This window comes from Streptococcus sp. 22.1 (genome assembly GCF_016648645.1).
Classification (GTDB): Bacteria; Bacillota; Bacilli; order Lactobacillales; family Streptococcaceae; genus Streptococcus.
The window spans coordinates 122,715-134,745 of the sequence record NZ_JACLQK010000004.1; the positions used below are offsets into that span (position 1 = coordinate 122,715).

General features: G+C 42.5%; 14 protein-coding genes and 1 pseudogene. 3 read left to right on the forward strand and 12 right to left on the reverse strand.

All coding sequences use genetic code 11. From position 1 onward, the window contains the following. Positions 1-2: 2 nt before the first annotated feature. The 3 genes from H7U04_RS03110 to H7U04_RS03120 form a co-directional block, all read right to left on the reverse strand. Entirely contained in the window at positions 3-1,040 is a 1,038-nt protein-coding gene (locus H7U04_RS03110; protein WP_073689355.1) for an alcohol dehydrogenase catalytic domain-containing protein, read from the reverse strand. A 95-nt stretch (positions 1,041-1,135) separates the two neighbouring features. After that, positions 1,136-2,230 (reverse strand): ferrochelatase, encoded by a 1,095-nt coding sequence (hemH, locus tag H7U04_RS03115; RefSeq protein ID WP_073689356.1) that lies wholly within the window; start codon positions 2,228-2,230, stop codon positions 1,136-1,138. 111 nt (positions 2,231-2,341) lie between these two features. Continuing rightward, the gene (locus H7U04_RS03120; protein ID WP_073689357.1) at positions 2,342-3,238 is read right to left on the reverse strand and encodes a cation diffusion facilitator family transporter; all 897 of its coding nucleotides are present in this window, start codon (positions 3,236-3,238) and stop codon (positions 2,342-2,344) included. A 133-nt stretch (positions 3,239-3,371) separates the two neighbouring features. Between H7U04_RS03120 and H7U04_RS03125 the strand changes: the two genes are divergently transcribed. The 3 genes from H7U04_RS03125 to H7U04_RS03135 are packed head-to-tail and all read left to right on the forward strand — an operon-like array spanning position 3,372 to position 4,764. Next, on the forward strand, positions 3,372-3,911 hold the full coding sequence (locus tag H7U04_RS03125) for a TetR/AcrR family transcriptional regulator (protein ID WP_155197869.1): 540 nt from the start codon (positions 3,372-3,374) through the stop codon (positions 3,909-3,911). Between the two features lie 14 nt (positions 3,912-3,925). Beyond that, positions 3,926-4,396, forward strand: a complete 471-nt coding sequence (locus tag H7U04_RS03130; RefSeq protein ID WP_073689359.1) for an HXXEE domain-containing protein — start codon at positions 3,926-3,928, stop codon at positions 4,394-4,396. A gap of 35 nt (positions 4,397-4,431) precedes the next feature. Continuing rightward, a complete protein-coding gene (locus H7U04_RS03135) occupies positions 4,432-4,764 on the forward strand; it encodes a glucuronide permease (RefSeq protein WP_073689360.1) in 333 nt (110 codons plus the stop codon). Positions 4,765-4,826: 62 nt separating this feature from the next. Here H7U04_RS03135 and H7U04_RS03140 read toward each other — a convergent pair whose 3' ends face one another. The 9 genes and pseudogenes from H7U04_RS03140 to H7U04_RS03180 form a co-directional block, all read right to left on the reverse strand. Beyond that, positions 4,827-5,699 (reverse strand): SDR family NAD(P)-dependent oxidoreductase, encoded by an 873-nt coding sequence (locus H7U04_RS03140; RefSeq protein WP_073689361.1) that lies wholly within the window; start codon positions 5,697-5,699, stop codon positions 4,827-4,829. A gap of 1 nt (position 5,700) precedes the next feature. Further along, positions 5,701-6,537 (reverse strand): alpha/beta fold hydrolase, encoded by an 837-nt coding sequence (locus H7U04_RS03145; protein ID WP_073689362.1) that lies wholly within the window; start codon positions 6,535-6,537, stop codon positions 5,701-5,703. Positions 6,538-6,550: 13 nt separating this feature from the next. Then, entirely contained in the window at positions 6,551-7,555 is a 1,005-nt protein-coding gene (locus H7U04_RS03150; RefSeq protein WP_073689363.1) for an NADP-dependent oxidoreductase, read from the reverse strand. Between the two features lie 77 nt (positions 7,556-7,632). After that, entirely contained in the window at positions 7,633-8,064 is a 432-nt protein-coding gene (locus H7U04_RS03155; RefSeq protein WP_073689364.1) for an Rrf2 family transcriptional regulator, read from the reverse strand. A 140-nt stretch (positions 8,065-8,204) separates the two neighbouring features. After that, positions 8,205-8,567: pseudogene (pnuC, locus tag H7U04_RS03160) on the reverse strand (nicotinamide riboside transporter PnuC); the annotation flags it as partial. Positions 8,568-8,734: 167 nt separating this feature from the next. After that, positions 8,735-9,535 (reverse strand): energy-coupling factor ABC transporter ATP-binding protein, encoded by an 801-nt coding sequence (locus H7U04_RS03165; protein ID WP_073689366.1) that lies wholly within the window; start codon positions 9,533-9,535, stop codon positions 8,735-8,737. Continuing rightward, complete coding sequence (locus tag H7U04_RS03170; RefSeq protein ID WP_048790488.1) at positions 9,522-10,358, reverse strand: ABC transporter ATP-binding protein; 837 nt, start codon at positions 10,356-10,358, stop codon at positions 9,522-9,524. The genes H7U04_RS03165 and H7U04_RS03170 overlap by 14 nt, the downstream gene beginning before the upstream one ends. Continuing rightward, complete coding sequence (locus H7U04_RS03175) at positions 10,334-11,125, reverse strand: energy-coupling factor transporter transmembrane component T (RefSeq protein WP_201059295.1); 792 nt, start codon at positions 11,123-11,125, stop codon at positions 10,334-10,336. The genes H7U04_RS03170 and H7U04_RS03175 overlap by 25 nt, the downstream gene beginning before the upstream one ends. Then, positions 11,125-11,727 (reverse strand): hypothetical protein, encoded by a 603-nt coding sequence (locus tag H7U04_RS03180; RefSeq protein ID WP_002891037.1) that lies wholly within the window; start codon positions 11,725-11,727, stop codon positions 11,125-11,127. The genes H7U04_RS03175 and H7U04_RS03180 overlap by 1 nt, the downstream gene beginning before the upstream one ends. Positions 11,728-12,031 lie beyond the last annotated feature (304 nt).

Here is a 12,031-nt window from a genome sequence, read left to right on the forward strand (position 1 = left end):
CGTTACTCTATCACAATCATAGATTTAATAGACTTGCGTTCATCCATATCTTTATAGGCTTGATTAATATCTTCCAATTTATAACTTGTCGTAAAGACTCGGCCTGGATTGATGTCACCATCAAGAACAGCTTTTAACAAAACTTGTTTATCATAGGTTGTGACAGAGGCTGGTCCGCCACCAATCATTGTATTTTGTCCAAAGGTTGATCCAATGGCACGATTTTCATAGTGTGGAACACCAACAAATCCCATACGGCCACCATTATGAAGGACTCCAAGAGCTTGATCTACTGCCGCTTCTGTACCGACACATTCGAGAGCTGCATCTGCTCCTCCCCCGAGGATTTCACGGACTTTGGCAATACCTTTTTCGCCACGTTCAGCAACAACTGCTGTCGCTCCTGACTCCAAAGCCATTTTTTGACGATCTTCGTGACGACTCATAAGGACAATTTGTGAAGCACCACGCATCTTAGCCGCGATGACAGCACATTGACCAACAGCCCCATCTCCGATAACGACCACCTTGTCACCTTTTTGCACATTAGCCACACGCGCCGCATGGTAACCCGTCGGCATGACATCAGCCAGTGTCAAAAGGGACTTGAGCATGCCTTCACTATAATCTGAAGGTTGCCCAGGAATTTTGACTAGGGCCCAGTTGGCAAAGTGGAAACGGATATACTCAGCCTGCACGCCCCCAGACCAGTTATTACCTGGGTGGTTGTCACAAGAGCCGTCAAAACCAGAACGACAGGCATCACACTGTCCACAACCATGTGTGAAAGGGGCAATGACAAAGTCACCTGGTTTTACTGTAGTAACTTCCTCACCAACTTCTTCGACAATTCCGATAGCCTCATGACCGCTATTTCTATGTCCTTCTTCCATTTCCGGATTACGGTAACTCCAAAGGTCCGATCCACAAACGCAAGTACGTACTATCTTGATAATGGCATCATCTGCTGCCACGATTTGCGGGCGATTAATTTCTGCTAGACCAACCTGCCCAGCTTTGGTATAAACTGCTGATCTCATTTAATAACCTCTATTCTTTCGCTACTGATAGTATATACTTTTTAACAAGAAATCGCTCACATCAAACACTCCCTATTACGGTCATATTTAGTTACTTAATCATATTTTTTCCCATACTTCTTTTCAAGCATTTTCTTAACTAGATATGGCATCTTGACATTCTCTCGACCTTTTTTAGCAATCAATTTTTTGACGAAATCAGGCATCTGAATATCTTCTTCCTCTTCTAAAATCTGTCCTATGTTTGAAGGAGCTTCCAACTCATCAAAAGTCTCTAGTTGAGGATGATAGTAACGATAGTCACCGTCTATATGAGACTGAATGGTTGAAAGAAGGGCTTTAATCAAACGAGTATCGCTATTTGGCATAGGAGGACGGTGATAGGTCACACCAAGCTCATGACAAAGCTCCTTACACTCCACATCATTATCAAAAAGAACCTCAATATGCTCACTAATAAAAGCTATCGGGACAAAAATATAGTGGTCAGGGTGCTCCTTCTCATCATGAAGGTATTCTAAGACATCAGGTTTAATCCAAGGGATACCAATATCACTTTCACTCTGCCATGTATTGTTATACTGGTCTTCTTCAAGGCCTAAAATTTCCACAATCAAGCGAGTATTGTCATAAATCTGATCTATATAAGGATCACCAAAATCAAGGGCCAAAACTGGGACACTATGAGCTGAAAAAATCACCTTATAGCTGTCATCTCTAATTTGATCTAAAATATTTCGAATCTCATCAGCCCAATAGTAGAGTAGGTCGTGTTCACGGTACCAGTCCTTGATAATTTGAAACCTAATCTGCTCACTTTCTAAAAATTTCTCATATCCCATGACAGAATAGTAAGAATAATGAGGCTCTAAAATCAAGCACAAACATTCTTCAATTCCGTCATTCTCCATCTCTTTGATTACATCAGTGATAAAAGGGCGGGAAAATTTATTAGCAAAGTATACTGATGCGTGTTCTCCAAGAGCAGAAGCAACCAGATCCACTTCTTCTCTAGTTATCCTTTGAAGTGGAGTTCCGCCAATTCGTACGTAATTGTCATATAAAGTCTGAATTTCATGTGGTTCAGGACGAACACCACGTCGGATATTCGTGAAAAATTCCGCTACTCCTTCATAGGTAATCTCTTCTGGTGACCCAAAGGTCATCATCAACACAGCTCTCTTACTCATAAATACTCCTTGTTTCACGTTTATTCTATTTTAGCATGAAAAGGCTTACTTTAGGGAACTTAGTATCAAAATAACTCTTAAAGGTAGACTTTAAGAGTTTAAAAACAAACCTTAATGATGGTTTTGCTGCTCACTTTCTGCTTCCAGCTCTTCGATATTTCGCTTGTGGGCGCGGTGAGTTGCTAGGTCTTCATCCACTTCGATGGTGACATTTTGAAAGCCACAGTCTTTAAGCAAGGTGCGGATAGACTCTTTACAGACCTCCATATGCTTGACATGCTCCAGACAAACATGGACAATAGCATTCTTCTCTAAGCCGTCCATGGTCCAGAGATTGAGCTGATTGATACTAGCGACATTGTCCAATTCAGCCAAATCCGTCTTTATCTTCTGGATGTTCACCCCTTCTGGTACAGCATCCAGGAAAATCTTGAGCGTGCTCCAAAAACGTGGAATGGCTTTTGATAGAATAAAGAAGGAAATGGCAAGGGACAGGAGCGGATCCAGGATATACCAGTCAGTAAATCGGAGAACAATGGCCATCAAGATGACGGCCAACCAACCCAAGGTGTCTTCCAAAAAGTGCAGGCTGAGAATGGATTCATTCTTGGTTTGCCCCTTGCGAATGACCAGACTCGCCAGCACATTGACACTGATGGCAATGATTCCAAGCCAGAGAAGACCTTCTTCATTGACGGGTTGTGGGTGGAAAAGCTTGCTTACATTTTCTAAAATCACCATGCCAGACCCTGTCATCAGAATCACAGCGGTCACCATGGCACCTAAAAGGCTAAAACGCTTGTAGCCCAAGGTGTAATGGCTGTCTTCTTTCCGATTGGAAATGCTCTCTAGAAAAGCTGAGATGCCAATGGCGATTGCATCTCCAAAGTCATGGACCGAATCAGCGAGAACTGCACTAGAACCAAAAATTCCACCCGCAATAAATTCAACAATGGCAAAGCTTAGATTTAATAAAAAAGCCAACCAAACCGCATATTTTGTCTTCATTATATTACTTCCTTTGTTATAATAGATTCATGAACATCATGTTCATTATCTATTATCCAATACTATCAACAGAAAGGATAGGGGCAAACCGTTCGCTGTGTACGTTACTGAACAGTTTGTTCATAGTGTCCATATGACTGCACAAGATCGTCGCATTACCAAGACTAGAAAAGCTATCTATCAAGCTTTCTTGCACTTACTTAACCAAAACGATTATGAGGCCATCACCGTTCAGGAGATTATTGACCTGGCTGATGTAGGGCGTTCGACCTTTTACAGCCATTATGAGAGCAAAGAGTTACTACTGGATGAGCTCTGCCAAAAGCTCTTTCACCATTTGTTTGAGCGCGCTCAATACCTCTCTCCACAAGACTACTTGGCCCATATATTTCAGCATTTCAAGAAAAATCAAGACCATGTAACCAGTCTCTTGCTTTCAAAAAACGATTATTTTATCCGGCAGCTGCGAAAAGAACTGGAACATGACGTCTATCCAATGGTAGCCGACGAACTGATTCAATCACACCCCAACATTCCTCACTCCTATCTCAAGCATCTGGTCGTCAGCCATTTCATTGAAACCCTCAGCTGGTGGTTGAAAAAAGGCAAGTCCTATAGCGAGCAGGAAGTTGTCCAGTTTTATTTGGAGATACTGAAAGTTGGTTCAAACTAGAAAGAAGTTTTTTTATGACCCTCACTCAATTTTATTTTCTCTTTCCAGCCTTATTCATGCTTCACGAACTTGAGGAAATCATATGGATGCCCTCCTTTGTCAAAAAACTATCAGCACAGTTTCCAGATATTCGATTCCTTTCTTATTACACTCCTTTTACTTTCAATGCCATTGTCTTGGAGCAGTTTCTGATCCTGCTTCTATCACTTTTTCTTAGCTACCAGTTTAGCAACTATACTATTTACGCAACCATTGTAATTGCTTATATCTACCATATTTTCGGACATCTGATTCAGACAATTGTCCTTCGAAAATATGTTCCTGGCTTGTTAACGGGCATTTTTACGAGCTTGTTCTCCATCGCATTTCTAAAAATTGAAATTTCAGTCAAACTCTATGGTTACTCTTTTTTGACTTTACTGGTTATCGTTTTAAATCTTCTAGTATCATTTATGATTCTTAATAAAATCAGTCATAAAAAATAGCACTCAGACAATCATATCTTAGAAAGGAAACATCTATGTCACTTTATCTAATCTTTAGCATCATCACAGTCTTCTTATCCCTTGCTTTTGCTCTTCTTCACTTATTGGCTTCTCTTACTGAAGTTAAAAAAGGGAATCACACTCTAGGAAATACATTTCTCCTCATCGGAAGTGTCCTTGCGACCTTCTCTCTCATCCTCTACTTCCTTTTGCCGATTGTTGCTTTATTCATTTGGCTGATTGGTTGTGGGTTGATTTGCTACGGAGCCTATTGGAATGGCAAGCACAAAGAAAACTTCAATCCAGCCCACCATGTCATTCGGATTGGCATCGCCCTGATTCTTACCATTTTGTTAGCCCTCATATAAGAAAAACTCAAGTTTTCATTGATAAAACTTGAGTTTTTTGTATTTACGAAATCAATAAGGAATTAAAAATCCTGCTTTTCTTTAAACATTTTGACCTTTTCTTGGCAGTAATCCATTAATTTCCGTGCTTTTTCAATTGTGTAGCCTTTTTCAGATACAGACTTGACTTTCTTTTCATCAAAGTAGTAGCCAGTCAAGCCCCTGACTTCTTCTGATAAGGTGAGATAATAACCTGTTTCGATTCCCTGATCTAGATCTTTTGAGAGAGATTTCATCAGGCGTCCAAAGAGAGACTTTTTCGTCTTTTCATCACTAGAATTATTCCCTAAGTTGGTTGAAATCAAGCCGGGATGGTAGGCATTAATAGTGATATTTGAACCTTTTAAAAATAAATCTCTTGCCAAATAACGTGTCATCCAGATGGTATAGAGCTTGGAATTATTATAAGCTAATCCTGGATTGTATTCTTTCTCAAAACCAAAGTCCAAATCCTTGACCTTGGCAAAATGATGCATATAGGAAGAGGTATTAATGACACGGCCGTCAGCCGATTTTTCTAACAAGGGGCTTAGCTCAGTTGTTAAAATATAAGGAACCAGAACGGATAACATAAAAGTCAATTCGACATTTTCAGCACTCACTTTTCGTTCTTTTCCTGCATACAGTCCTGCATTGTTAAACAAGACACCGATCCTTTGAAAGTCACGCTTGATTTCCTCCGCAAATCGATAAACCTCATCTAATTTTGAAAAATCTGCCAAGTAGCTTGAAACTCTTCCTCTCAGGGAAACGGCCCGAACCTCTCGAAGCGCCAACTCAAGTTTTTGAGGATTGCGACCATGAAGGATGACATGATGGCCTTCACTAGTCAGTTTCTTTGCCAAATGTTTACCAATACCATCCGTAGCACCTGTTATTAGAATGGTTTTGACCATATTAGTCCTCCAAGAAAGCAATGAGTTCTTTCGAAAACTCTTCTGCATATTGGAAGATCGAACCGTGACCAGCATTTGGATAGATGATGAGCTTACTATCTTTTATTTTCTCATGCATATCATAAGAATTTTCCGTTGGAACCTGCATATCCTGGTCGCCGTTGACGATTAAGGTTGGTTGGGTGATAAATGTTAGGTCGTCTTGAGAATCTTTCCCCCAACGTTTAATAGCTTTGAGTTGAGTCAAGAAACCAGGCACACTCATGTCTTTGTCCGCAAATTCTTTGGTTCGCATTCCCATTCGTCCGAGAACTTTCAAGGCTTCGATTTTTCCTTGTTCATCATGGTTATAGAAGATATAGCGTTTAGGATCGATGCGCTCGAGTCCAGCTTTAAACATATAGTTAAAGGTTTTCCCTGTGACCTTATCGACCTCTTTTCCTCCTCGAGGTCCTGTTCCTGCTAAAATGAGACGGTTGACCAAATCAGGCTTGTTTCGGATGATTTCTTGGGCAATCATACCCCCCATAGAAAGGCCAAGAAGATTAATCTTATCGTAACCAAGGGCTTCTATAACGGCAATTGTCTGCTCAGCCATTCCAGGAATGGTTGGCGCCACTTTACCTTGACTGGCTCCGACACCAGGTAGGTCGACCACAATCACATGGTGTTTTTCAGCAATCAAGTCCAAGAGTTTTGGATCCCAGTTGTCGAGGGTTGCTGCCAGATGGACCAGCATCAGAAGAGGCAGTTTTGATTTGCCTTTACTGAGTTCGCGATAGGCAATTTTGTTTCCTTGGACAGTGATGTATTGAGTTTTAGTTGTAAGATATGACATTGTCTTTTCCTTTTTATTTCTTAAAGCTGAGGACTGTTTTTCCACGTGAGCGACCATTAGCGACCTTGTCTAAGGCGCTATTCACTTCTTCAAATGGATAGACTGTATCGATAGATGGCTTGATTTCCAATCTGCTAAAGAGGTCAGCTACCTCTTGTAATTGAGCGCCATTGCTTTCTACAAAGATAAAATGGTAGTGAACGCCGTATTTGTCCGCCATCTTATCAAATTTGCGACCGGCTAGTCCAAGTAGGATCTGTTTCCATTTTGGCAGGTTCATGCGTTTGGCAAAGTCACCATTTGGCATCGCACGGAGGGACACAAGCTGACCACCTTTTTTCATGATAGACATTTGTTTTTCAGTCTTAGCGCCACCAAGGGTATCGAGGACATAATCAACCTGGCTAACAGTTTTTGTATAATCCTCTGTTTTGTAATCGATAAAACGATCTGCTCCTAGCTTCAATACACGCTCAGCGCTATCTCCAGCCCCATTGGTAATGACCTTCAAACCTTTACCCTTAGCAATCGGAATGGCCATGCCACCGACACCGCCTGTACCACCAGAGATAAAGATGGTTTTGCTAGATTGAGCGCCCATGAGTTCTAGGGCTTGCATAATGGTTAAGGCAGTCAAAGGCACAGCAGCGGCTTCCTCGTCTGACAGATAGTCTGGAACCTTGGCTAGAGCCTGACTATCGACAGCTACGTATTCTGCAAAGGCACCGATGTGGTCGAGTGGGAGACGTCCAAAAACTCGGTCTCCGACTTTGAGATTTTTGACTTGTTTACCGGTCTCTTCAATGATACCGACCACTTCATTTCCCGCAGTTTGTGGGAGTTTGTAAGGGACGATCATCTTGACTTCTCCTCTGGAAATCATATTATCCAGAGGATTAACACCAGCAACGGTGACTTTGACCAAAACTTCTTTGTCTGTGATACTTGGTGTAGCGACTTCTGTGATGTTCAGTGTGATATTCTTTTTGTTGTATGATGTATGTTGTGCGGCTTTCATTGTCTTCTCTTTTCTAATTTCTGTTGTATCCGATTGAGATACAAGTCTAGTCTTTTTAAAACTGATCTGCATGCAAATCAGTTTCGTTTTTGTTTGGCCTCTTTATAAAGATTATTAATGACATCTTCTAAGGTTTGGTGAGCTAGTTCCTTCTCAAGTTGAGCTTCAGCACTAGCAAATAGTGGTGAAACGGCAGCTTGAATATGTTTCCCTACTGGGCAATCCGGATTGCTATTTTGATGAACAGGAAATAGGCTGATGTGGCTGACTTCTTGTGTTGCAAAATAAATTTCAAGTAAGGTCACTTCCTTTGGGGACTTACTGAGTTGATAGCCTGTTTTTCCTTGCTGAGACTGGATTAGTCCAGCATTTTTCAATAAGGCGATTACCTTTCGAATGTAACTCGCGTTAGTCCCAACACTAATAGCTAATGCTTGAGAGCTTAGGGTTTCCTTGCTTTCACTAATCATGGTTAGGATATGTAAGGCTACTGAAAATTTTGTATCCATATAAACTCCTTTAGATAACTTGTATCTGGTGCAAGAACAAGTATACCATAAATAAAAAGAAAAGCAAGACTTGTGCTTCACTGTTAAAAAACAAAAAGAGGACCCTATGGAATCCTCTTATTAATTGATAAACATAAGTATTAAGCTTTCTTTGCCGCCTTGCTCCATTGGTACCAACCAACTAGACTGTTGATAAGATAAATGAAGTATTTCCCTTGAATTTGAAGGCTTTCTCCCCACCAGAGGTAGATAGAGAAAACATTAGTAGCAGCCCAAAAAATCCATTGTTCACGGTAAACAGCTGTCATCAAGAGCTGATCAACACCGTTTGTCGCATCAGTAATAGAATCACGATAAGGACGATTAGCTCCAATTGACTGGTAAATAAGACCAAAAGCTAGCCACCAAAATACACTAATTGAGAGGTACTTGGTCCATCCCACGGTATCCAACTTACGGGCAACAAATTCCTGCTGTTCTTTTTTGAACTGGGCTTGATAGATCAAAAAGTGTTAAAATTAAGACAGTAACCTCAGAATAGATACTGTCTTATCTCTTTTTTTTACTTAAAGCCTTGATAGACTTGACAAATGGTAGAAAAGAACCGTGAGTTCTTGCCAGAAGCTGAAGTTAATCCTTCAACCTGGAAAACCCGCAGAGGTGACTTTTTCTATACATCTCGATTTTTCTGGCAATAATCATTAACCGATAAATATGTCTGTGAATCACCCAGCGACTCCGCTATGTCCATAATCCGCGGTGGTAGTAATCCCACTCGCTGGACAAGTTCGTGATCGCTGAACAATTCCCGTGGACTGCCGGCGAAGCCAAACTTCCCGTGTTCCATAACATACACCGACTCAAACTCGGCGGCGACCCAATCCATGTCATGGGTGATGGTCACAACTTGGTGGCCCGAATCAGCCAACTGATGGAAAATTGCGGTCAACTTGCGCCGGCTTTCCCAATCAAGCGACATCATCGGCTCATCAAATAAATAAATCGCCGGATCCACTGCCAAAACTGTGGCAACGCTCAACAGCTTGCGTTCCGACAATGACAGGTCATATGGACTTTCAGCTGCTTTATCATCCAAGCCAACTCTTTTTAGAGCCGCTAAAGCCCGCCTCGTAATCGTGTCGTGGTCATCCATGACCTGCGCGACACTCCACTCCACCTCTCGTTGAACGGTCGGGTTGAAAAGCTGATCGTCAGGATTCTGAAAAGTAATCCCAACCTTCAGTAACTTTTCGACTGGTTTAAGATCATTAAAATTTTCTCCATCGATCTTAATCACACCGGTTTGTGGTGTCAGCAAGCCCGTCAACAATTTGAAGAGCGTTGATTTGCCGGCACCATTTTGGCCGACAATCGCCACCATCGGATCGGCGAAGTGTTTGTCTTCAACATCCAAGCTAAAGGACCGTTCCGGATAAGTGAACGTCAAGTGGTTCAGTTCAATTGTGGGCATAACGAACCTCCTTCAGATCAGCGTCATTCACCGGATACCGGCCATCAGCCAAGTGCCAATCCATTTTTTGAGCAAGTTGCTGGATTGTCGGGGCTTGAATCTGCCAGTCAGCTGCCAAATGATTAAACACCTCACCCGGCCTACCCTGGGCTACCATTTGACCCTCGTGCAGCACCCACACAACGTCGGCGACTTCGCACAAATCGTCAATTTCACTGGTGACAATGAAGACAGTCGTCTCTTTGACTTGGGCCAGCCATTGGAAAAATTGTCGGCGGCCAAGGGGATCCATCTGACTGGTCGGATCATCCATAATCAAAACAGCCGGGTTAGCCGCAATCGCCGTGGCAATTGCCAACCGCTGGCTCTGACCACCGGAAAGGCTCTCGGGACGCAAATTCAACTGTTCAATCAGCCCCATTTGCGTGGCAACTTCTTCAACCCGTTTTTGAATCAGTCCTTCAGCCATTCCCTGATTAATCAAGTCAAAGGCGATTTCATCGGCAACCGTGTCTGCCAACCCGCTTAGTTGGCCAGCTGGATTTTGCAGTACAACTCCATTCATGGCATTATAAACTGGCCAATTGTCGGACACTCGCTGGCCAAACATGTGCCAGTCGCCCTCAATCTCAGCAGACACAATTTTGGGAATGACCCCTGCTAGCACATGGCACAAAGTCGATTTGCCGGAGTGGCTATTCCCGATAATCCCAACCACCTGGCCGGTATGAACCTCCGCGTTAATCTTACGCAGTTGTGGTTGCTCAGTACCCGGATAACGGGTAGTCAAATTTTCAATTACAATCCGTTTATCTTCGTCCATATCTTCCACCCAATCAATAAAATTGCCAATCCAGTCAGACCAATGTGCAGCGTCCGCGACAGGCGATACACGCGCTGGGAGGTTCTGACAGTCCGGTTGGGATTATCAAAACCTCTCAGTTGGAGCGAAATCGACCGCGCCATCGATTGATCCAAGGTCTTAATCACCAATGGAATTAGAACCGGCAGGACTGACTTTAATTTCTGAATCAACGTTTTTTGCGGATTGGTTCCGCGAACTTTTTGTGCCTGCTGGATTTTCCGCATATTGCGCATCATTTCCGGCAAAATATAACACACCGACATCAGAACGTAGACGGTTTTATAAGACAATCCGGACAGTTCCAAATAGGCCGCGTTTTCTGAAATACTCGTGGTCACCATAAAAAAGCCACTGGTCAAAATAATCACCAATACTCGACAACCCAGAGTGGTGGCGTAAATCAGGCCTTCTTTGTAGAACGACACCCCAAGCACAGAAAACAGCACAGTTTGATTCCGACTGTAAAATAACCCTTGGATGATCAGCATGGTGCAAATCAGAAACAGGCTGAATCCCAGCGCCTTAAAGATGGTAGAACTCAATTTGGAAAATAACAATAGCAATGTTGCGCCAAGAATTAATCCGGCCTGAAGCAATAAATTCATACTGGCAAAGCTCAACAACGTCATGTCCAAGATGAACAAGAGCTTAGTAATCGGATCGATCACCTGGTACCACTTGAGCTTGACCCGTGGCGCTCCAGAAATCAATGTTTGATCAGTCATCATTTATCACCGCTAAAGAAGTGCACCATCCGCTTCGGCAGCTGACGATAGATGAAAAATGCCAGGTAGGCCACGCAGACTTTATCCAAAATATCCAAGACAAACTCATCGGTAAATGAGGCCAGCCACACTGGTGCATGATTGGCGACCATTACCGCAAACAATGAGTCACCCCAAGCGATACCGGTCTGACCACCCCAAAAGATGACGTTGAGTGGCGTTGAAATGACAGCTGAAACGATGGCAATAATAATAGCAGAAACAAATACTCGTCGCGCTGACGAGAACCACCCATTGGCGTGCAAAACTCCGACAGCAATCCCAATTCCGATGCTGGTAATCGCATACACGGTTGAAATTGGCGATAAGGTCAGCCCATAGATCACGTTGTTGATGAAACCACTGATGGCACCGGCAACCGGCCCAGCCAACATGCTGGCAAGAAAGGTTCCCAAAGACCCCAGCCAAACGGGCAACTTTAACCCCTCCGCCAAGGCTTTGGCAACATAGTTAATCCCCACGGCAGCGGGAATCAAAGTCATGGTGGAAGCACTTAACTTAAATTTCCACATACTGGTACGACGAATCGGTTCTGTTTTCATAATCTTCTCCTTTTGTTTTTAAAGAGCCGTGTCAGGAATGACTTTCGGACGCAACGCTCTATAGAATAGTTAATAGAACTATTTAGTCTTTTCACAATACCAACCGTAGTCGACATAGATTAATATAGTAAAATTACTATTTCTAAGTTCATACTCTATATCATACGCTTATTTTCAAAATTGTCAAGTCTTTTCTGAAAATTCTTCAAGAAATATGAAATAATTTAAAATGCCTAGCTCAGCTAGACATCTTTTGTTTCTATAATGACTTTAATCGTTATTGCTTATACTTCCTTTTTTAACA